The organism is Allokutzneria sp. NRRL B-24872 (assembly GCF_002155965.1).
Classification (GTDB): domain Bacteria; phylum Actinomycetota; class Actinomycetes; order Mycobacteriales; family Pseudonocardiaceae; genus Allokutzneria.
On sequence record NZ_MUMH01000131.1, the window covers coordinates 12,792 to 33,661 of the forward strand.

The 20,870-nt window shown below is 71.1% G+C and carries 18 protein-coding genes and 1 tRNA gene; 5 read left to right on the forward strand and 14 right to left on the reverse strand.

Annotated features, from left to right (window positions below; all coding sequences use genetic code 11):
- The first annotated feature begins 13 nt into the window (after window positions 1-13).
- Entirely contained in the window at window positions 14-961 is a 948-nt protein-coding gene (locus CCN37_RS29670; RefSeq protein WP_210408276.1) for a DMT family transporter, read from the forward strand.
- Here CCN37_RS29670 and CCN37_RS29675 read toward each other — a convergent pair.
- From CCN37_RS29675 to CCN37_RS29710, 8 genes are all read right to left on the reverse strand, one after another.
- Window positions 860-1,759, reverse strand: a complete 900-nt coding sequence (locus CCN37_RS29675) for an alpha/beta fold hydrolase (RefSeq protein WP_086827158.1) — start codon at window positions 1,757-1,759, stop codon at window positions 860-862. The genes CCN37_RS29670 and CCN37_RS29675 overlap by 102 nt on opposite strands.
- On the reverse strand, window positions 1,756-3,735 hold the full coding sequence (locus tag CCN37_RS29680; protein WP_086827160.1) for an ATP-binding protein: 1,980 nt from the start codon (window positions 3,733-3,735) through the stop codon (window positions 1,756-1,758). Before CCN37_RS29680 ends, CCN37_RS29675 begins: the two co-directional genes overlap by 4 nt.
- A complete protein-coding gene (locus tag CCN37_RS29685) occupies window positions 3,732-5,720 on the reverse strand; it encodes a sensor histidine kinase (protein WP_086827162.1) in 1,989 nt (662 codons plus the stop codon). The genes CCN37_RS29680 and CCN37_RS29685 overlap by 4 nt, the downstream gene beginning before the upstream one ends.
- Before the next feature lie 26 nt (window positions 5,721-5,746).
- Window positions 5,747-6,523, reverse strand: a complete 777-nt coding sequence (locus CCN37_RS29690) for a hypothetical protein (protein ID WP_086827164.1) — start codon at window positions 6,521-6,523, stop codon at window positions 5,747-5,749.
- A gap of 26 nt (window positions 6,524-6,549) precedes the next feature.
- A complete protein-coding gene (locus CCN37_RS29695; protein WP_371505131.1) occupies window positions 6,550-8,007 on the reverse strand; it encodes an SPFH domain-containing protein in 1,458 nt (485 codons plus the stop codon).
- A 35-nt stretch (window positions 8,008-8,042) separates the two neighbouring features.
- Window positions 8,043-8,255 (reverse strand): hypothetical protein, encoded by a 213-nt coding sequence (locus tag CCN37_RS29700; protein WP_086827166.1) that lies wholly within the window; start codon window positions 8,253-8,255, stop codon window positions 8,043-8,045.
- Window positions 8,256-8,386: 131 nt separating this feature from the next.
- A complete protein-coding gene (locus CCN37_RS29705) occupies window positions 8,387-8,590 on the reverse strand; it encodes a cold-shock protein (protein WP_086827168.1) in 204 nt (67 codons plus the stop codon).
- Window positions 8,591-8,769: 179 nt separating this feature from the next.
- Window positions 8,770-9,666 carry a DMT family transporter gene (locus CCN37_RS29710; protein ID WP_086827170.1) on the reverse strand — a complete coding sequence of 299 codons (897 nt, stop codon included), beginning with the start codon at window positions 9,664-9,666 and terminating at the stop codon, window positions 8,770-8,772.
- Here CCN37_RS29710 and CCN37_RS29715 point away from each other — a divergent pair.
- A complete protein-coding gene (locus tag CCN37_RS29715; RefSeq protein WP_086827172.1) occupies window positions 9,665-11,068 on the forward strand; it encodes a PLP-dependent aminotransferase family protein in 1,404 nt (467 codons plus the stop codon). The genes CCN37_RS29710 and CCN37_RS29715 overlap by 2 nt on opposite strands.
- A 91-nt stretch (window positions 11,069-11,159) precedes the next feature.
- Here CCN37_RS29715 and CCN37_RS29720 read toward each other — a convergent pair whose 3' ends face one another.
- The 3 genes from CCN37_RS29720 to CCN37_RS29730 form a co-directional block, all read right to left on the reverse strand.
- Complete coding sequence (locus CCN37_RS29720) at window positions 11,160-11,825, reverse strand: 1-acyl-sn-glycerol-3-phosphate acyltransferase (RefSeq protein ID WP_086827174.1); 666 nt, start codon at window positions 11,823-11,825, stop codon at window positions 11,160-11,162.
- A 28-nt stretch (window positions 11,826-11,853) separates the two neighbouring features.
- The gene (locus tag CCN37_RS29725) at window positions 11,854-12,312 is read right to left on the reverse strand and encodes a hypothetical protein (RefSeq protein ID WP_086827176.1); all 459 of its coding nucleotides are present in this window, start codon (window positions 12,310-12,312) and stop codon (window positions 11,854-11,856) included.
- A 125-nt stretch (window positions 12,313-12,437) separates the two neighbouring features.
- The gene (locus CCN37_RS29730) at window positions 12,438-13,028 is read right to left on the reverse strand and encodes a TetR/AcrR family transcriptional regulator (protein ID WP_086827178.1); all 591 of its coding nucleotides are present in this window, start codon (window positions 13,026-13,028) and stop codon (window positions 12,438-12,440) included.
- Between the two features lie 183 nt (window positions 13,029-13,211).
- On the opposite strand from CCN37_RS29730, the gene CCN37_RS29735 reads away from it, so the two are divergent.
- Complete coding sequence (locus tag CCN37_RS29735) at window positions 13,212-15,410, forward strand: bifunctional diguanylate cyclase/phosphodiesterase (RefSeq protein ID WP_086827180.1); 2,199 nt, start codon at window positions 13,212-13,214, stop codon at window positions 15,408-15,410.
- Between the two features lie 65 nt (window positions 15,411-15,475).
- Complete coding sequence (locus CCN37_RS29740; protein WP_210408277.1) at window positions 15,476-15,787, forward strand: transcriptional regulator; 312 nt, start codon at window positions 15,476-15,478, stop codon at window positions 15,785-15,787.
- Between the two features lie 103 nt (window positions 15,788-15,890).
- On the opposite strand, the gene CCN37_RS29745 is transcribed toward CCN37_RS29740, so the two are convergent.
- Both CCN37_RS29745 and CCN37_RS29750 read right to left on the reverse strand, forming a co-directional pair.
- A tRNA-Arg gene (locus CCN37_RS29745) sits at window positions 15,891-15,964 on the reverse strand.
- Window positions 15,965-16,151: 187 nt separating this feature from the next.
- Window positions 16,152-19,079, reverse strand: a complete 2,928-nt coding sequence (locus CCN37_RS29750) for a BTAD domain-containing putative transcriptional regulator (RefSeq protein WP_086827184.1) — start codon at window positions 19,077-19,079, stop codon at window positions 16,152-16,154.
- 82 nt (window positions 19,080-19,161) lie between these two features.
- On the opposite strand from CCN37_RS29750, the gene CCN37_RS42200 reads away from it, so the two are divergent.
- Window positions 19,162-20,034: an NAD(P)-dependent oxidoreductase gene (locus tag CCN37_RS42200; RefSeq protein ID WP_210408278.1), complete on the forward strand. Its 873-nt coding sequence runs from the start codon at window positions 19,162-19,164 to the stop codon at window positions 20,032-20,034.
- A 352-nt stretch (window positions 20,035-20,386) separates the two neighbouring features.
- On the opposite strand, the gene CCN37_RS29760 is transcribed toward CCN37_RS42200, so the two are convergent.
- Window positions 20,387-20,803 (reverse strand): Imm1 family immunity protein, encoded by a 417-nt coding sequence (locus CCN37_RS29760; RefSeq protein WP_086827187.1) that lies wholly within the window; start codon window positions 20,801-20,803, stop codon window positions 20,387-20,389.
- Window positions 20,804-20,870: the final 67 nt, after the last annotated feature.

Consider the following 20,870-nt stretch of genomic DNA (forward strand, 5'->3'; position numbering starts at 1 on the left):
TTTGACTCATGACATGCGCACGGGGTGGGGCTCCGCGCTGCTGGCGGCGGCCACCTTCGGGTTGTCCGGGCCGCTGGCCAAGGGGTTGATGGACGCGGGCTGGTCGTCGGCGGCAGCGGTGGCGGTGCGCGTGCTGCTGGCCGCGGTGGTGCTGGCGCCGATCGCGGCGCGTCAGCTGCGCGGACGCTGGACGCTGTTACGCCGCAACGCTTCCTTCATCACCGTGTACGCGATGCTGGCGATCGCGGGCTGTCAGCTGGCGTACTTCAACGCGGTGGCGCACATGGAGGTCGGCGTCGCACTGCTGATCGAGTTCACCGCCCCGATCGCCGTGGTCGGCTGGCTGTGGCTGAGCAAGGGGCAGCGCCCCACCAGGCTGACCGTGCTGGGCGCGGGGCTCGGCGTGGTCGGGCTGCTGCTCGTGCTGGAGGTGACCTCGGGAGCCCGGGTCAGCCTCGTCGGCGTGCTGTGGGCGCTCGGCGCGATGGTCGGAGCCGCCGCCTACTTCGTGCTCTCCGCGCGCGAGGACGACGCCTTGCCCGGCACGGTCCTCGCCGCGGGTGGCCTGCTGATCGGCGGCATCGCGCTGCTGCTGGCCGGACTGGCCGGGATCGTGCCGTTCACGGTCTCGACCGCGCCCGTGACCTTCAGCGGGTTCACCGCGCCGTGGTGGCTACCGGTGCTCGCGCTCGGAGTCGTGACCGCAGCGCTGGCCTACGTCGCCGGGATCGCGGCGACGCGACGGCTCGGCTCGCGCCTGGCGTCCTTCGTCGCTCTCAACGAGGTCCTGATGGCGCTCGTCTTCGCCTGGTTGCTGCTCGGCGAGGTCCCGCGAACCTCACAGCTCCTCGGCGGCGCGCTAATCCTGGCCGGAGTCGTCGCAGTCAGGCTCGGCGAACCCGTCGTGGTCGTTGACGAAGCGCAGGATGCGGGCGTTCAGCTCGGCAGGCCGCTCGGCTGACAAGCCGTGGCTCGCCGCAGGCCACAACTCCGCATTCAGGTTGGGGCCCAAGGCATTCGCACGAGCGTAGGCAACCCCCGCGTCGTGCATGACGCTGCGCCCGGCGACGATCGCCAGCACGGGCAGCTTGATGCCGCGCAGTTGCTCGTCGGAGAAGAGGGACGGCAGCGGGGTGCCGAGCCGGAAGGTCCGCATCCCCCTGATGATCACGTCGCCGACCGGATCGCCCTCCGGCATCACGGCACCACCGGAAACCCAGCTCAGGAACGCGCGCCAGCCGCTCACCTCGGCGACGGCCACCCGGAACACCAACCGCGCCGAGAAGCGGGCGAAGGTGCTCACCGCGTCGACCAAGATCACCGAAGCGAGCCGGGACGGCGCGCGCACGGCCTGGTTGCAGGCGAGCCACCCGCCGAAGGACACGCCGACGAGGTGCACTCCGCGCAGGTCCAACGACTCCAGCACCGCCGACAACCACTCGGCCTGGTCGGCGGCGCTGGTGATCGGCGCGGTCTGGGTGCTCTGGCCGGGTTCGCCGAGCGGTTCCACCGCGTACACCGAGCGGTGCTCGGCGAGCGCGAAGATGTTGGGCCGCCACATGACCGTGGCTCCCGCGCGCCCCGGCAACAGCACGATCGGCGCACCCTCCGCCGCACCGAAGCGGTACACGCGAACGGAGCCGTAGGCCGTGGGGACGTCGTGCACGGCGGTCGGCTCCGGCAGCATGCTCATCCCCGCCCGGTAGCTGACCTCGTACTCCACGCCGGCTCTGGCGGACCGGAAGCCCCCGATCCTCACGGTGCCACCTCCAGTGCCTGCACGGGAAAGCTGGCCCGGACCGCCGTGCCCGAGGACGACGTGTCGACGCTCAACTCCCCTCCGGTCGCGGCGACGCGCTGACGCATCGACACCATGCCCACGCCAACGCCCGTCGGCTCCTCGATCCCCCTGCCGTCGTCGCGAACCTCCAACAGGACGCACTGCGACTCGACGGTCACGGTAAGGCTGATCGAGGTCGCGGCGGCGTGGCGCGCGGCGTTGGTCAGCGACTCGGCGGCGACGTGGAAGACGGCGTCCTCGCTCAGCGGCGGCAGCTCCGCCGGGATGTGCGCGACGACCGGGGTCGCACTGGTGGACAGGCGGCGGCACAGCTCGACCAATGCGCCGCGGAGCGCGTACTGCTCCAGCAACAACGGCCGCTGATTCCTCGTCACACGGCGGAAATCATCGAGTATCTGTCTCATGTGGACAGACGTGCTCTCCAGCAGCGCGGCCTCTTCGGAGCGCGGCGCCAGCATGGTGCGCACGGCGCTCAGTTGCAGGGTCACGCCCGCCAGCGCCGGGCCGAGGCCGTCGTGCAGGTCCCGGCGGAGCCGCAGCCGCTCCTCCTCGATGTTGCGCTCCAACCGCTCGCCGATCAGCATCGTGTTGATCACGGTCGCGGTCTGCTCCACGAGGGGCTCCAGTGCCGCGATGTCCAGCTCGTCCAACGACGTCTGTCCGGAGCGCGGCCACACGAGCAACCGGCCGGTCTCGCCGAGCGCGAACGCAGTCGGTTCCCCTGCCGAAGCTCCGATGCTCGCCAACCGCGTGCCGTTGACCTCGATCGCCGCGGCGGGCAGGCGCAGCACGGTGACCACCGTCTGGCACACCGCCAACGGGATCTCGCCCGCCGACAAACCCTCGTTGAGCTTGCTGGGCAACGCCCTCAGCACCCGGTACGGCTCCGCGCGGTCACCGTAGAAGGCACGGTCGACGCGACGGCGGACCGCTCCGACGGCATCGCGCAGGCCGAAGCCCGCCAAGCCCGTGGCCAGCGCGACGACCAGTGCGCCCCACGACGCCGCGCCGGGCAGCACCCGCGACAGCACGGCTGTGATCAGCGTGTAGGACAGCACCAAACCGCCGATCACGGTCACCGCGATCACCGCGACGCGGGCCGCCCGGTCGATCTGGTGCAGGTGCGTCCTGGTCATCGCGAAGCCCAACGCTGGCAGGCCGACCAGGGCGATCACCAGGCGCAGCACGTCGAGCACCGCGTCCGGCACCGTCACCACGGCCCGCGCGAAGGACTGGTCGGTGAACCACATCTCCAGGAAGAACGAGGCGTAGCCGACCGAGAAGATCGTCAGCACCACCGTGATCTGCCTGCGCCGCAACCCCTTCGGCCGCTTGCGGAGGTCCAGGTAGGTGGCGACCAGGCACACCGCCCAGAGCACCTGGAACGCCAGGATCGCCGTTCGCAGCACGAGCACGCCCAGCCCGGAGAAGCCGGGAACGAGCGCTTGACCGCCGGGCACCGGCACCATCAACAGCAGGCCGATGACCTGAGCGGCCGCGATGAGGCCGAGCACCGGGTAGACCCACCGCCACCGCCGTCCCGGCAGCACTCCGTCCGGCGTGAACAACGTCAGCAGCGGGAACAGCACCACACCCGCGACGTTGAAGACGAGCCAGGCCAGGAACGCGGTGGTGCGCAAGCCCTGCGGCAGCTCGTGGCGCAGCACGGCGCCGAGGAACGGGTACATCGCGTCGCTGACGCCGAGCACGACGAACAGCCACCCCAACGGCAGCCGTGGCATGTGCGCTACCAGGAACATGCCGATGACCGCGAAACCCAGGCCCTCAACGGATTTCTCCCCGGTCAGCAACCAGTACCACAGCGGCCGGGGCGGTCCGGGCGGCGCGGTGGCGTAGAGCACCCACGCGGCCACGCACAACACCAGGCACACGAAGCTGATCGAGGCCGCGATGACCACGCGAGCCGATTTCACTGTCCCTCCAAAGGGAACTCAGCGCGAACGGTCGTGCCCGCTGGCCCGCTGTCGATCTCACAACACCCGCCGACCGCCGCCGCGCGCTCGCGCATCGAAGCGAGGCCGATCCCCGGAGACCCGAACGCGATGCCCGCCCCGTCGTCGCGGACCTCCACGGTGATCCACTCCCCGGTCACCTCGATCCGCAACGAGATCGAGCGCGCTCCGGCGTGCCGCACGGCGTTCGCCAACGCCTCGGCGGCCACGTGGAACACGACCTCCTCATGCACAGCGGGCACCACGTCCGGCAGCTCAGCGACCACCGGAATGTCCGATGTGGACAGACGACTGCACAGCTCGGCGAGCGCGCCGCGCAACCCGTGTTCCTCCAACAACAGCGGTCGCTGATTCCTCGTCACACGGCGGAAATCGTCCACGATCTGTCTCATGTGGACCATCACGGACGCCAGCAGCGACGACGCCTCCGTGCGCGGCGGCAGCATCGTCCGCACCGCCCCCAGCTGAAGCGTCACTCCGGCCAGCGACGGCCCCAGGCCGTCGTGCAGGTCCCGCCGCAGCCGCAGGCGCTCCTCCTCGACGCTGCGCTCCAACCGCGCCCCTGCCACCAGAGCCGTGATCGCCGACGCGGTCTGCTCGGCGACCGGCTCCAGCACCGCGATGTCCAGCTCGTCCAACTCCTGCTGCCCCGCGCGCGGCCACACGAGCAACCGGCCGGTGCTCCCGAGCGCGAACGCGGTCGGTTCCCCCTCCGAGGTACCGACGCACGCCAGCCACCGGCCCTCCACCTCGATCGCGGCGGCCGGCAGGCGCAGCACGCTGACCACCGTCTGGCACACCGCGAACGGGATCTCGTTGGGCGGCAAGCCTTCGCTGAGTCGACGCGGCAGCGCGCGCAGCACCCGGTACGGCTCCGCGCGGTCGCCGTAGAACGCCCGGTCGACCCGCCGTCGCACGAAGCGCACCGCGTCGCGCAACCCGAAGCCCGCCAAGCCCGTCACCAGCGCGACGACCAGCGCTCCCCACGACGCCGCACCGGGGAGCACGCTCGACAGCAGCGCGGTCACCACCGCGTAGGCCAGCGCCAGCCCGCCGATCACCGTGACCGCGATGACCGTCGCTCGCGCCGCCCGATCGAGCTGGTAGATCCGCGTGCGGGTGAGCACGAACCCGAGCGCGGGCAGCCCGACCAGGGCGATCAGCGCTCGCGACACCAGGAACAGCCAGTCGGGCAGCGTCGGCCCGAACCAGACGAAGGAGCCCCGCGCGAACCAGATCTCCACCGAGTACGCCACGAAGATCAGCAGGTAGATCGCCAGCCCGGCGCGGTTCTGCCTACGCGCCAGGCCACCCGCGCGCTTGCCCCTGGCGTACAGGGAGTACAGGCACATCGCCCAGAGCACCTGGTGCACGGCGACGGCGATCCGGACGAGGCCGATGCCGGGCCAGCCCTGACCGGGTTCGTGCACGGCGGCCGGGATGAGGCTGCCGGTCAGCGGGATCGAGTTCAGCAGCGCGTACAGGTCGAACACCGCGATGGCGGGCAGCGCGACCAGCATCGCCCGCCACCGCTTCCCCGGCAGCCAACCGTCCGGGGAGAACAGGGCCAGCGCGGGGAACACCACGATGTTGAGGAAGTTCGTGCCCAGCCACGGCACGAAGACCGCCGCCCGCGCCCACGCGGGCAGGTCGTAGAGCATCGTCGCGCTGAACAGCGGGTACAGCGAGGCGGTGCACCCGGCGACGAGGAACAGCCAGGCCAGGCGGTTGTTCGGCACGCGCGCGACGACGAGCGCGCCCATCGTCGAGAACGCCAAGCCCTCGACGGACTGCTCGACCATCAGCACCCAGAACCACGCCGACCGGGCGGCCGCGCCCGGGGCCGAGGCGTTGAGCAGCCACGCCAGCACGGTCACGACGACGCAGCCGAAGGTGATCGCCGTGGCGAGGGCCGTCGCGCGGCCGGAGAACCGCTCCCCCTGCATCCTCCGACCTTAGGGCGGGCGGCAAATCAGCTGGACGGCTCGTCGTGCCTGCCGGAGAGCAGCTCCTGAAACCAGATCTTCACCTTGATCACCGGCACCCGCAGCCGCCGTTCCCGCCAGCGCGAGCGGACCACCTTGCGCCGCCCGGCCGGGGTGTCCACGCGGTAGCGCCACCGCGCCCACGGCGAGGACGGCCGGGCCAGCCGCAGCGCGCCGACCACCAGCAGCACCGGGACGAACAACCCGAGCAGCCCGGACCAGACCTTGCCCTTGAACAGGGTCACCACGGCCAGCGCCAGGTCCGCGAGGATCACCAGCACGGTCAGCGCGAGGGCTCCGGGCTCGTCGGGGGCCAGCAGGGCGGCGGCCTCGTCCAGGCCGAGCGGGCGCAGGCCCAGCAGCAGCATCCCGGTCAGCGCGAAGGCGACGAACAGCGCGTCGACGGAGATCCGGCCCTCTTCGGTCCAGTACACATCGCGCAGGTGCAGAATCAGCGCGAACTCGTCGAGCACCAGCGCGGAGCCGATGCCGAACACCACCGCCGCCGTCGCCCGCCACCCCTCGTGGTCGTCGGGGATGGCGAGCGCGGCGACGCCGCCGATCATCATGAACACCACGCCGAAGACCACGTGGTGGATGTGCAGCCCGCCCGGTGTGAAGTTGCCGGGCCACCAGCGAACCTTGGCGCGGATCAGCCGCACCGACATGCGGATGAAGGCGAAGCCGAACACCATGCCGACGAAGAAGCACAGCAGGGGCAGCCTGCCGGTCTCCACGAACGTGCGCTGGAACCACTCCGCCATGTCGGCTTCCCCGCGCCCCGCGCCCGTCAGTCCTTGGTCGGCAGGTCGACCGGGATCGGGGTGACGCCGTTGCTCTTCTGCGGCGCCGGCTGCTCGTTCTGCATGGCCTGCATCAGGGTGCGCGCCAGGCCGAGCCCGGTGCCGCCCATCGACAGCGCCTTGGTGAACAGCTCGGACATGCCCTCGGCGCCGTTGAGCACCACCATGTTGTCCACGTTGGCGAAGGCGCCCGCGCCCGCCGAGACGATCTCCGGCCAGCGCTCGGCGAGCTGCTGGGCCACGACCGCCTCCTGGTTCTCCGCGAGCGCGGTCGCGCGCGCCTTGATCGCGTCGGCCTCGGCGAGGCCCTTCGCCTTGGCGGCCTCGGCCTCGGCGAGGCCTCGGGCCCGCGCGCTGGCCGCGTCGGCCTCACCGGTCAGCCTGGTCGCGGTCGCCGCGGCCTCACCGCGGGCCTTGGTGGCCTCGGCCTCGGCGATCGCGGCGGTCTTCACCCTCGTCGCGTCCGCGGCGGCGCGCAGCTCGGTCTCCTTGGCGTCGGCCTCGGCCCTGGCGACGCGGGCGTCGCGGTCGGCCTCGGCGGAGATCCTGGTGTCGTAGGCCTTGGCGTCGGCGGGCTTGCGGACCTGGGACTGCAACCGCTGCTCGGCCAGGTCGGCCTCCAGTTGCGCGGCCCTGGTCTCCTGCTTGACGACCTCCTGCCGAGCGGTGGCGTCGGCCAGCGGCCCGGACTGCTTGGTCTTGGCGTTGGCCTGGTCGATCTCGGCCTGGTAGGAGGCCTGCTTGATCTTGCTGTCGCGCAGCGCGGCCGCCTTGTTGGCCTGGGCGATCTGCTCGGCCTCGGTGGCCTCCTGGTCGCGCTGGGCCTCGGCGATGCGCGCGGAGGCGGCGACGGCGGCGGCGTGCGGCTTGCCCAGGTTGAGGATGTAGCCGGACTCGTCCTCGATCTCCTGGATCTGCAGGGAGTCCACGACCAGGCCGAGCTTGCTCATCTCGATCGCCGAGGACTGGCGCACCTCACCGGTGAGCGCGTCCCGGTTGTGGATCATCTCCTCGATGGTCAGCCCGCCGACGATGGAGCGCAGGTGACCGGAGAACAGCTCGTGGATGGTGTCGTTCATGTTGCCCTGCTGGGCGAGGAAGCGGCGCGCGGCGTTGGCGATGGACACGAAGTCGTCGCCGACCTTGTAGATCACCACGGCGCGCACGGTGACCGGCAGCCCCTGCTTGGTGACGCAGGAGACCTCCAGGTTCGCCGAGCGGGTGTCCAGCGACAGCCTGCGCGCGGTCTGGAAACCGGGCACCACCATGACGCCCTTGCCGGTGATGATCTTGAAGCCCATGCTGTCGGCGGCCTCGGAGACCTTGCTGCGCGCGCCGAGCCCGGAAATGATCAGCGCCTCGTCCGGTTCGGCGACCTTCCACACCATGCGCAGCAGGAGCAGCAGCACCAGCACGCCGAGCGCGATGCCGCCGATCGTCCACAACGTCGAGTTCACGTTTCCCCCCTTGTGTTCTGGCCTCAGCCGAGGTCGACCGACAACCACGGCTGCACGTGCACGCTGCGCGGCGGGTCGTAGCCCACCACCAGCACCTCGGTCCCCGGCTCGATGAACTCCCCGGGATCGGCGGGGTAGGCGTAGAAGGCCTCGATCCCACCCCGGATCTCGATCATGACCTCGCCGACGAGGCCGGGGCCGACGCGTCCGCTCACCCTGCCGGTCCTGCCGATCACGGGAGTCCTTTCACGAGCGCGGACGGTGCGGGGATCGTATCGGGCGGGACCGACACCCGGACGCCGAACACGAAAGGGCCCGCACCACCGAAGTGGTGCGGGCCCCCGCGTCAGTACAGACCGTCCGAGGCTCAGATGACCCGGATGTTGTTGGCCTGCGGACCCTTCTGGCCCTGGCCGATCTCGAACTCGACCTTCTGGCCCTCGTCGAGGGACTTGTAGCCGTTGCCCTCGATCGCCGAGTAGTGGGCGAAGACGTCAGCGCCGCCGCCGTCCGGGGTCAGGAAGCCGAAGCCCTTTTCCGCGTTGAACCACTTGACAACACCAGTAGCCATTTTCACTCCATGTAGAACAAACCGTCAGGACCCGCTTCGCGAGCCCTGAGTCGCGGCATGCTCACCCTAGAACCCCGGACATATCACACCCCGGCAAAACAAAACGCCTGCGGATGAAACCTCGCAGGCGCCCTAAATCCATGGGTAACACAACTGCAACTAGGGCAACCCTAGCACGGTCAGCGGGCGCGCTGGGTGAGGGCGACGCATATCAAAACGATCACGGCCGCGCCGACCGCGGCGATGCCCGGGTGCTCGCCGAGGAATAGGGCCGACCAGAGCAACGTGAGAACCGGTTGGACTAGTTGGAGCTGCCCGATCCTCGCGACACCGCCCCTGGCCAAACCCGCGTACCAGGCGAAGAATCCGAGGAACATCGAGATCGCGCTGACGTAACCGAAGCCGAAGAGCGAGGAAGCGTTCACCTTCGCGAAATCTCCGAGCGCCAGCGACGCCGCCGTGACGGGAACGGTGACCGGCAGCGACACGACCAGCGCCCAGCAGATCGTGCGGGCCCCGCCGAGCTCCCGCGAGAGCGCGCCGCCCTCGGCGTACCCGAGCGCGCAGGCCAGGATCGCGGCCAGCAGCAACAGGTCCGCGGGTTCGAAGCCGCCCCCGGCGCCGCCCGCCACCACGAAGAAGCCCAGCACCGCGAGCAGCCCGCCACCGCTGGCCAGCCAGAACACCCGCGACGGCCGCTCCCCCGCGCGCAGCACCGCGAACACGGCGGTGGCGGCGGGCAGCAGCGCGACCGCGACGGCTCCGTGGGAGGCGGTCTGCGTGACGAGAGCGAGCGAGGTGAACAGCGGAAAGCCCACCACCACACCGAAAGCGACCACGGCAAGGCGCAGGAGCTGGCTCCGGCTCGGCATGGGCGCACGGGTGAGGCCGAGGTAGGCGATGGCGAGCACGGCGGCGACGACCGCGCGCCCGAACGCCACGAACCAGGGGTCCATGCCCGCCACCGCCAGGCGCGTCGCGGGCAACGAGAAGCTGAACGCCAGCACGCCCAGCGAACCGAGCACCAGGCCGGGCGTTATCCGGTTGCGCTCGATAACGTTACTCTGCTCTCTCATGAATGAGGATAACGCGCTGACCGGCGTTATCGGCGAGCTTCGCGCGGAGATCACAGCGGGGCGCCCCGGCGACCGGCTGCCCTCGGTGCGCGAGCTGATGGGGCGGCACCACGTCTCGCCGGTCACCGTGCAGCGGGCGATCCGCGTGCTCGTCGCGGAGGGCTTGGTCGAGTCCGTTCCCGGCAAGGGCAGCTTCGTCGCGCGCCCGCCCGCTCCCCCGGCCGCGCCGGACCTGTCGTGGCAGGCCGTTGCGCTCGGCGACCAGCCGCGCGGCGAGGAGGCGCTGCCGGAACTGCTCGCGGTGCCGCGCGCGGAGGCCATCCCGCTGTCCAGCGGCTACCTCGACTCGGCGCTGCAACCCGTCGGCCCGCTCGGCGCCGCGCTCGCCCGCGCCGCGCGCAAACCCACGTCCTGGGAGCGGGGGCCGGTCGAGGGCCGCGACGCGCTCCGCACGTGGTTCGCCGCCGAGGCCGGTGGCGCGCTGCGCGCGGGCGACATGGTCGTGTGCCCCGGCGGGCAACCCGCGCTGACCACTGCCTTCCGCGCGCTCGCGAAGCCGGGCGATCCGATCCTCGTCGAGGCTCCGACCTATCTCGGCGCGATCGCCGCCGCGCGCCACGCCGGGCTCCGCGTCGTACCCGTCCCCAGTGACGCGCACGGCGTGCGACCCGACCTGCTCCGCTCCGCGCTCGATCGGACCGGGGCGCGGTTGTTCTACTGCCAGCCGCTCTACGCGAACCCGCACGGCGCCGTGCTGTCCGCCGAACGACGACCGCAGGTGCTCGACGCCGTGCGCGAGGCCGGAGCTTTCCTGCTGGAGGACGACTGGGCGCGCGATCTCACCATCGACCCCGGCCCGCCGCGTCCCTTGGCCGCCGACGACACCGACGGCCACGTCGTCTACCTGCGGTCACTGACGAAGTCCGCCGCACCGGGCCTGCGCGTGGCCGCTGTCGGGGCTCGCGGAGTGGCCGGAGCCCGGCTGCGCACCGCGCGCGTGCTCGACGACTTCTTCGTCGCGGGACCGTTGCAGGCCGCGGCATTGGACTTCGTGACATCGCCCGCGTGGCAACGGCATCGGCGCAAGCTCCAGGGCGCTCTGCGGGAACGCCGCGACGCCCTGCTGGACTCCCTCCGCCGACGGCTCCCCTCCGTCGAGCCCGTGATGGTCCCGCAAGGCGGCCTGCACGTGTGGGCGCGCCTGCCCGACGGCGTCGACGACACCGCCCTCACCGCCGCCGCGGCCGCGCGCTCGGTGATCGTCTTCCCCGGGCGCCCGTGGTACGCCGCCGAATCCCCCGCCGCGCACCTCCGCCTCACCTACGGCGCCGCCGCCCCCGAGGTCCTCGACGAAGGCGTCCGCCGCCTGGCCGAAGCCCTCACAGCCGTCCTTACCGGCTGAACGACTCGTTCAGGTGGCCCAACCACCTCAATGACTCGTTCAGCACGCTCAACCACATGAACGAGTCATTGAGGTGGAAAACGCGCGTGGGCTAGGCGGCCTTGCGCTGGTGGTAGGTGTCGACGTACTCCTGGCCGGAGAGCTCCAGGATGGAGTACATGATCTCGTCGGTGACGGTGCGGTGGATGACCGTGGAGTGCGACATGCCCTCGTAGCGCGAGAAGTCCAGGGGCTCGCCGAAGCGCACGGTGACGCGGTACGGGCGCGGCAGCTTCTTGCCGATGGGCTGGATGCGCTCGGTGCCGATCAGCGCGACGGGGACCACGGGGGCGCCGCTGGCCAGCGCGATCCGGCCGACGCCGGTCTTGCCGCGGTAGAGGCGGCCGTCCTCGGAGCGCGTGCCCTCGGGGTAGATGCCGAAGGCACCGCCCTCGTCGAGCACCTTGATGGCCACGTCCAGCGCGTCCTTGGCGGCCCTACCGCGCCCGCGCTCGACGGGGATCTGGCCGATCATCGTGAAGAACCAGCGGGAGATCGCGCCCTTGACGCCCTTGCCGTGGAAGTACTCCGCCTTGGCCAGGAAGGCGACCTTCCTCGGCACGATCAGCGGGATCACCAGACTGTCCACAAAGGACAGATGATTGCTCGCGAGGATGACGGCGCCGTGCTGCGGCACGTTGTCCAGTCCCTCGATGCGCGGGCGGAAGATCAGCCGAGCCAGCGGGCTCAGGACCCGTCTCATCAGCTGGTAGAGCACGTGGCCTCCTGGGGTGAGGCCACTGACTCTAATCCTGCCCGGTGACCGCGCGGTTTCCTCGGGCCCGCTCCGACAGCCCGCGCCGCAGCGAACCGACCACCCGGCGGGGGCCCGTCAGGGTGAGTTCGCGGTCGTCGACGCGCACGCTCAGGTACCGGCAGCGGGTCCGGCTGCGGCGGGCCGGGGCGTAGCCGAGGGTGTGCTCGCCGATGCGCTCCGCTTCCCCGTACCCGAGGCCCCTGAGCAGGTCGTTCACCGAGTCCACGAGCGCTTCGCCGCCGGCTCCGGCGACCGGGACGCGCCGGGTCACGCTGATCACCAGCGGGGTCACCAGCAGGCCGAACACCACGCCGAAGCCGAGCCCGAACGGTAACCCGATCAGGGGTGCGCATTCCCACACCGCGATGCTGAACACGGCGGCGGAGGCACCGGCGGTGCCGGCGATGAAGGCGAAGGTGTCGCGGAACCCGCGGTGGTGGTGGGACATGAACGCTCCAGGCGGTCTCGTCGGAGCCTGATGCCTGAATCGTCGGCGATTCCGCCGTCCGTGTTAATGGCCGTGACCCATTGGTGTCCCAACGGTGAGCTGCGGTCAGCCGTCACCCGAACGCACTAACGCTGTGCGACGATCCCCTGACAGAGAATCGTCAGGTACTGGGCGGCGATCTCCTCGGCGCCGAGCGTGCCCTCCGGGTCGTACCAGCGGACCGCCACCCACACGGTGTCCCTGATGAAGCGGTAGACCAGCGGCACGCGCAGGTCCGCGCGGAACACGCCGTCCCGCTGCCCGCGCTCCAGCACGCCCAGCCAGCAGCGCTCCAGCTCCGCCGCGACCTCGGCCAGGTAGCCGAAGCGCTCGAACTGCGCCAGGTGCGCCGCCTCGTTCTGGAAGATCGCGATCGCGTCGCCGTCGCTGTCCATCGACTCGAAGGACACCGTGACCAGCGCGGTCAGCGCGGCGCGCGGGTCGGGCCGCTCGGCGAGCACCCGCTCGTAGGCGGCGCGCAACCGGTCGAGGAACCCGCGCAGGATCTCGTCCACCATCGACTCCTTCGAGTCGAAGTGGTGGTAGAGGCTGCCGGAGAGGATGCCCGCGGCGTCGGCGATCTCGCGCACCGTCGTGGTGGCGAAACCGCGCTCGGCGAACAACCTCCCCGCGATGCCGAGCAGCTCGGCCCTGCGGTCCTGTCTGACGGCTCCCACGCCCCAATCCTGGCCTACCCGCGCGCTGGCGCGTCACCCAACCGCATCTTCGCCAATGCCCTACGCGGACCCCACTGGAGATCGCTAGACTTTTGCCACCATGGCAAAGCCGTGGGGTGTGTTCGTGGCACCGCTCGTCGCCCGTCCGCCGCGGGCACCGACGCCGGAGACCGCCAGAGCAGCATGAGTGCACCGAGCCCGGCAGAGTCCGGGCCGACCGCCGCCACCGAGGTGACCCGCGAGAGCGCGGTGTCCGCCCCGGCGCACAGCCCTGCCCCGGCACTGAGCCCTGCCCGCACCTGGGGACTCGCCAGGAGCTGGGCCGCCGCGGTCACCTCGGGCACCTACACCCCGCTGACCAGGGGCGAGGTCGAGCGGCTGACCCACGAGCTGCTGACCCTGCTGGTCTCGGCGATGGAGGCGGGGGCGGACACCGGCGGGCTGCTCGACGAGGTCGCCGAGCGCATGGTGCGCGCGAACTTCACCGGACCGGACAGCCTCAGCCGCAGCGTCGAGGTGCTCGGCGAGGGCCTGCTGGAGGTCTTCGGCGACGGCGCTGACCGGCTCACCACGCGCGTGCTCGCCCTGATCGGCGGCCTCGCGACGAGCTACACCAAGGCGATGCGCGAGCGCACGTTGCACCAGCAGCAACAGATCACCGACGCGCTGCTGCGGGCGAAGCAGGAGGCCGAGCGGCACCTGCGCGCTTCGGAGGCCCGCTTCCGCGAGGTGTTCACCTCCTCCGGCGTCGGCATCGCGCTGACCGACTTCAACGGCCGGATCGTGCAGGCCAACCCGGCGCTGACGGAGATCCTGGGCTACTCCGAGGAGGAGCTCGGCGGGCTGAACCTGTACGAGCTGTTCCAGGAGGAGGGCTCGGACACGCTGCGCGGCGCCTACCGCGAGCTGGCCGACGGCGAGCGGGACCGGTTCCGGGTGCGGCGGATGCTGGCGACCAGGGACGGCGACGCGGTGCTGGCCTACCTCGCGGTGTCGGCGCTGCACGAGATGCCCGGCCACATCGTGACCATGGTGGAGGACGCCACCGAGGTCCACATGCTCACCCAGCGCCTGCGCCAGCAGTCCCTCAACGACGCGCTGACCGGGCTGGCCAACCGGCAGCTGTTCAGCTCGCGGTTGCAGTCGGCGCTGGCGCGCATGGACTCCCGGCTCGGCGTGACCGTGCTCCAGCTGGACCTCGACGGTTTCGGCGTGATCAACGCGGGCATGGGTCCGCGCGTCGGCGACCAGCTGCTCCAGGTCACCGGCAAGCGGCTGGAGCACGTCTTCGCCGACGAGCGCAACGCCGTCGTCGCGCGCTTCGGCGGCGACGAGTTCGCCGTGCTGCTGGAGAACACCGAGGACACGCCCTACCCCGGCAAGCTCGCCGTGCTGATCAACACCGCGCTCGCCGAGCCGACCTACGTCGACGGGGTCGGCGTCGCGGTCTCGGCCAGCATCGGCGTGGTGCGGGCCAACAGCCAGAACCTGCGCCCCGAGGAGGTGCTGCGCGCCGCCGACATCACCCTGCGCCGGGCCAAGGCGTGCGGCAAGGGCCAGTGGGAGGTCTTCGACGCGCAGCACGACAGCGAGGCGAGGCTGCGCACCCGGCTGGCCGCCTCCATCCCCGGCGCCGAGGAGAACGGCGAGTTCGAGGTCGTCTACCAGCCCGTGGTGCGGTTGGCCGACGGGCAGGTCGCCTTCGTCGAGGCGCTGCTGCGGTGGAACCACCCCGAGCACGGCGCGCTGCCGCACACGCGCTGCGTCGAGCTGGCCGAGGAGACCGGCATGGTCCTGCCGCTCGGCCGGTCCGCGCTGCGCGAGGCGTGCGTGATCGCCGCGTCCTGGCCCGCCGGCGCGGACGGCGAGGCGCCCGGGCTGTGGCTGAACCTGACGCCGTTGCAGGCCCGTGACCCCGACCTCGCCGCAACCGTGCGGATGGCGCTGGCGGACTGCGGGATGAGCGCGGCGCGGCTGCGGCTGGGCATCCCGATGGCCTCGCTGCGCCAGCACCGCGACGAGGCCGAGGAGAACGCCGAGGTGCTCGGCGACATGGGCGTGCGCACGGCGCTGCACGAGTTCGAGGGCGGGCTGGCCAACCTCAGCGTCTGCGGCCCGCTCAAGGCCGACCTGGTCAGGATCGCGCCGTGGGTGGTGCACCGTCTGTCCACAGAGGACAGCGAGGCCGACGCGCTGCGGGTGAGCGTCCACTTCCTCATCCCGTCGCTGGAGCGCTCCGGCGCGCGGGTGGTCGTCGGCGACGTCGCCTCCGCCGAGCAGCTGGCGTGGTGGCAGCGCGCCGGAGCGGCCTTCGCGCAGGGCCCGCACTTCGGCGAACCGGTCTCTTCTCAGGAGATAGCCAAAATCCTGTCCTCCCCCTAGGGGAAGGGGATTTGACCGCTCCTGGCGGGGTGAGTATGTGTGGTCGGGACACGCCAGGAGGCCCTGTGAAGACCCGTCCCGCGTTCAACGCGATCGTTCACCCCGCGCACCGGCTGCAGATCTGTTCGTTCCTGGCGGCGGTCAAGGAGGGCGAGTTCCGCCCGCTGCGCGAGGAACTGGGTGTCAGCGACTCGGTGCTGAGCAAGCAGCTGCGCATCCTGGAGGAGGCGGGCTACGTCGAGCTGCGCAAGGCACCCGTCGCGGGCAAGGGCCGCGTGCGCACGTGGATCACGCTCACCCGCTCCGGCAAGCGCGCCCTGGAGAGCCACATCGCCGAGCTGCACCGGATGACCCGCGGCGCCCTCCCCGTGGCGTGAGCCCCGGGCTCGGGAAGCTTGGTCGCCGACCGCGGTGGTGAACCCCGTCGGCTCTACCGGCCCCCGCCTCCCCCTCAAGGCGGCACCTGGCCGTGCAGCAGCGCATCCCCAGCAGGATTCGAACCTGCGACCTCGACGTTCGTAGCGTCGCGCGCTGTCCAGCTGCGCCATGGGGATAGGTGGTGGTGCGCAAAGAAAAACCGCCCAGAACGTCCTCGGGCGGCTCGCGTGGCGGGGCGATCAGCCCATCACGTGCGAGAGCGCCGCGAGGAGTGGCGTCGGCGATTCACCGTCATGGCCGTCCTCCTTCGCTGGTCGTTGTCATGCTCGCTGCGGAGAACTATCCCGGCCGCGACGGGCTTCGTCAACGGGGTTTTCCTCCACCGTCCACTTGGGACAGTGAGCGCAGGCGGGCGCGGACGCGGTCGACGTCGCCGCGTTCGGCCGAGGGCAGCGGGGCACCGGCGGTGTTGCGCGCGGCGGCGGCCTCGGCGAGCAGGCGGGAGGCGTACTCGTGGTCGCCGGTGAGGGAGTGCGCCCCGGCGAGGCCCTCCTGGGCGAGCGCGATGGCGCGGGGGTCGCCGATGTGGCGCGCGACGGCGAGGCCCTTGGTGTGCAGCGCGAGCGCGGCGTCGGCGTCACCGCGGAGTTCGGCGACGAAGCCGAGTTCGGCGAGGATGAGCGCGTTGCCGGGGTCGAAGGCGGCGTGCCGGTTCCACTCGTAGACCTCGCGCAGGTGGTGCTCGGCGGCGTCCAGCTCCCCCTGCCTGCGCGCGCCGAGGGCCAATCCGATCTCGGCGTGGATCTCCCCGGCCCGGTAGCTCTGCCGCGCGGCGAGCTTGCGGGCGCGTTCGTGCAGCTCATCGGCCGCGGCGAAGTCGCAGGTCAGCAGCGCGAGCCTGCCGAGCCCGGTGAGCCGGTCGGCGGCCTCGGACCACAGCTGGAGTTCCTCGGCGATCCGCAGGCCGTCGCGGTTGAGGCGTTCCGCCCGCGCGTAGTCGCCGGAGATCTCGGCGAGCGCGGCCAGCGGGTACACGGTCTGCAACCGCCCCCACTGATCACCGAGCGCCCGGAACAGCGACTGGGCTCGCTCGCCGTCGGCGCGGGCGCGGTCGAGGTCGCCGCGAACGAGCGCTTGGCTCGCGCGCACGCTCAGCGCGGCGGCGATCCCCCACTCATCGCCCAGTTCGGTGTAGCCCGCGAGCGCGCGTTCGATCAACCGCTCGCTGGCGCCGAGGTCCATGCCGCCTCGGTACAGTGCGAAGCCGAGGAACCACTGGCTCTCCGGGTCGTCCGCCTCCGGGATCTCGACGTTCTGTCCACTGAGGACAGACATGCCCGCGAGGCACGCGCTCGACTGGGGGTCAAGGGGTGCGCCAGCGCCTTCGAACGCGCGCCGAGCCTCGCTGATGCGCCCGCTGAGGTACCAGTACCAGGACAGCACCTTCGCCAGCCGGATGTCTCCGGCGAAGTCCAGCGCCTGCCGCAGGTTCGCGTTCTCGCGGTCGAGCCGCAGCACCCAGTCGCGCTGCTCGGGTCCGCGCAGCTGCGCGCTCGCGGCCAGTCCGGCGTAGTAGTCGTGGTGACGCTGACGGACGACGTCCAGCTCACCGGCCTCGGCAAGGCGCTCGGCGGAGTACGCGACGACGGACTCCAGCAACCGGTAGCGCGGGCCGTCGAGCACCACGACGAGAGAGCGATCCACCAAGCGCGCCAACGGGTCCAGGACCTCCGCCGCGCACACCGCCTCGGCGGCCTCCAGCGTGCAGCCGTCGATGTGGACGGCGAGCCTGCGCAGGACGACGCGCTCCGGCTCGGAGAGCAGCTCCCAGCTCCAGTCGATCATCGCGCGCAGGGTCTGCTGCCGTGACGGGGCGCCCCGGTGGCCGGAGGTGAGGACGCTGAAGCGGTCGTCCAGGCGCGCGAGCAGTTCGTGCACGCCGAGCACGCGCACGCGGGTCGCGGCGAGTTCGAGGGCGAGCGGGATGCCGTCAAGGCGTTCGCACAGCCGCGCGACCTCCGGCGAGGACGGGTCGACCGCGTAGCCGCTCGCGGCGGCGCGCTCAGCGAAAAGCTTTGTGGCATCAGCGTTGTCCAGCGTCGGCACGCTCCACAGGGTCTCCCCCGCGATGCCGATCGGCTCCTGGCTCGTCGCGAGCACGCGCAGCGACGGAGCCGTCCGCAGCAGCAGCTCGACCAGGCGCGCCACCGGCTCCACCACGTGCTCGCAGCTGTCCAGCACGAGCAGGATGTCCTTGTCGCGCAAAGAGTCCACGAGACGGTCGAACAGCGACACGGGCGCGGCGTCATCCCGGATGCCGAGCGCCGAGGCGACCGCTTCGACCACCGCGTCGTTGTCCCAGAACTCAACGAGCCAGACACCGTCCACAAAGGACCCGATGAGCTGGGCGGCGGTTTCCACCGCGAGGCGGGTCTTACCGACTCCCCCAGGGCCGGTGAGCGTGACAAGTCGTTTCACCGCAAGGAGTTCGCGCACCTCGGAGACAGCGGCTGAGCGGCCGACGATCTCCGTCACCGGCGCGGGGAGGTTGGTGCGGCGCACGGAGGAGGAGCGCGTGAGCGCGGGGTCTTGACGCAGGATCGCGGTGTGCAGTTCGGCCAGTTCCGGGCCGGGGTCGAGCCCAAGTTCGTCGGCAAGGCGCGCGCGGAGGTCTTCGTACTGCTCGATCGCCTCGTTCTGCCTGCCCGCCAGGTACAGCGCACGGATGTGCGCGGCGCGCAGGCGTTCCCGCAGGGGGTGCTCGGCGACGAGCTGCGCGAGCTCCGGCTGTTCGCCCAGTTCCAGGCGTGCCTCCGCCAGCGATTCCACCGCGCTCAGCCGCTGCTCCTCCGCGCGCTCTGCGGCCGCTCGGACGAACTCCTCGTCGGCGAAGCCCGCGAAGGCGGGACCGCGCCACAGATCCAGGGCTTCGGTGAGGAAGTCGGCCCGGACGCGGGCGTTGTCGGCCCTTCGGGCGCGCAGCACCAGGGCCTCGAAGCGGCCGAGGTCCACCGCTTCCGGCTCCGCGAGCAGCACGTAGCCGGGCGGGCGGGCTTCGACGAGGCCGCCGAGCGCGCGGCGCAGCCTGGACACCTTGGTCTGCAACGACGCCGTCGGGTTCGCGGGCTGGCGCTGCGCCCACAGGTCCTCCGCGAGTCGGTCCGCCGACACCACGCGGCCCCGGTGCACGAGCAGGTCGACGAGCAGCGCCCGGACCTTGGTCTCGGGAACGCCGACCGGCTCTCCATCCGCAGACCACACCTCAAGCGGGCCCAGCACCCCGAAACGCACGGCCGACAGCCTAGCGACAGGAAACCGACAGCGCCCCCGAGCACGGTGGTCTTACCAACGGAACACGAACTAGGGAGACACCGTGAAGGTCACCGTGATCGGCCTCGGCAACATGGGCTCGGCGCTGGCCGCAGTACTGCTGCGCGGCGGTTACGAGGTCACCGTGTGGAACCGCACACCGGAAAGGGCCGAAGCCCTTGTGGCGCAGGGAGCCGTCCGCGCCGACACCGTGGCTGACGCTCTCGCGGCCAGTCCCGTCGCGATCGTGTGCGTCTTCGACACCGCCACCTTCGCGGAGCTGCTGGAGCCCGTCGAGGCCGGTCAGACCGTGATCAACCTGACCACCGGCTCCCCCGAGGAGGCCCGCTCGCTCGCCGCGTGGGCCGCCGGGCGCGGGGTCGACTACCTCGACGGCGCCATCATGGCCGTGCCGGAAGCCATCGGGACCCCGGCCGCGTTCGTCATCTACAGCGGCTCCCGGTCGGCCTTCGACGAGCACCGCGCCGCACTGGACACCTTCGGCGGCAGCCACTTCCTCGGCACCGACGCCGGTGTCGCGGAGTTCCACGACCTCGGGCTGCTCTCCGCCGGGTACGCCACGCTCGGCGGGTTCGTGTACTCCGCCGCGCTGCTGGAGACCGCCGGGGTGAAGGCCGGGGACTTCCTGCCGCTGGCCACCACGTGGCTCACCGGCATGGTCGCCTTCCTCGCCGACATCGCCCGCGAGATCGACGCCAACGACTACTCCAACGGCGCGTCCAGCGTGGCCATCAACCAGGTCGCCCTCGGCACCATCATCCGCGACAGCGCCGCCGCGGGCGTTCCCGCCGAGATGCTGCTGCCCTTCAAGGACCTCCTCGACCGCCGAGCCGCCGACGGGCACGCCCAGTCCAGCGCCAGCGGCATCATCGAAGTCCTCCGCGCCCGCATCGCCCCGCCCCGCCTTTCGCCCTGAATGACTCGTTCATGTGGTTGAGCGTGCTGAACGAGTCATTCAGGTGCTTGGACCCGCCCCCAGTGCTGGTCGACCACTGGGGGCGGGGGTTCGCGTGCTCGAAGACCAGCAGGTGTGGAAGCGCCTCAATGACTCGTTCATGTGGTTCACCGTGCTGAATGAGTCATTGAGGTACTTCAACTCCCTCAATGACTCATTCAGCACATAAGCGTGGGGTTGGTGTGGCTGGTGGGGCGCGTGGGGTTGCGCGAACGGCTCGTTTGACGCGTTGAGCGCACTGAACGGGTCGTTCAGTGCGTTCAAGTACCTGAAAGGGTCGTTCAGGGCTTCAGCGGCGCGCGCGGGCGGAGTGCTAGAAGTCGGATTCCTGCCAGGAGACGCAGGTGGGGCGGGTCTGGGTGTCGAAGAACTCGGCGAGCGCGTGGGCGAGGTTGATCAAGGAGATCTCGCAGTGCGCGGGGAACTCGAGGTCGGCGTAGACGAGTTCGTCGGGCGAGGCGGGGGTGGGGCCCCGGCTGTACCAGGCGCCGGTCTCGTCGGTGTAGTAGAGCGCGGCGCGGCCGTTGCGCACGCCGAAGATCAGCTCGCGCTCGGAGGGGTCGCGGTCGTCGACGGGGCGGTGCCGGTGGCGGATGATCGCGCCGTGCTTGCCGACCTCGGGCAGCCGCCCGGCGAGCATCCGGTCGAAGAGGGTGGCGTTGATGCGCTCCAGGTGCTCCAGCCACTTGCCGCCGACCTCGCTGCGGTAGCTGACGTCCACGCTGGTCATGTGCCCACCCGGAAAGAGATGATCTTGGCGTCCATGGTGCCCCGCGAACAGGCCTCCCGCAAGGAGG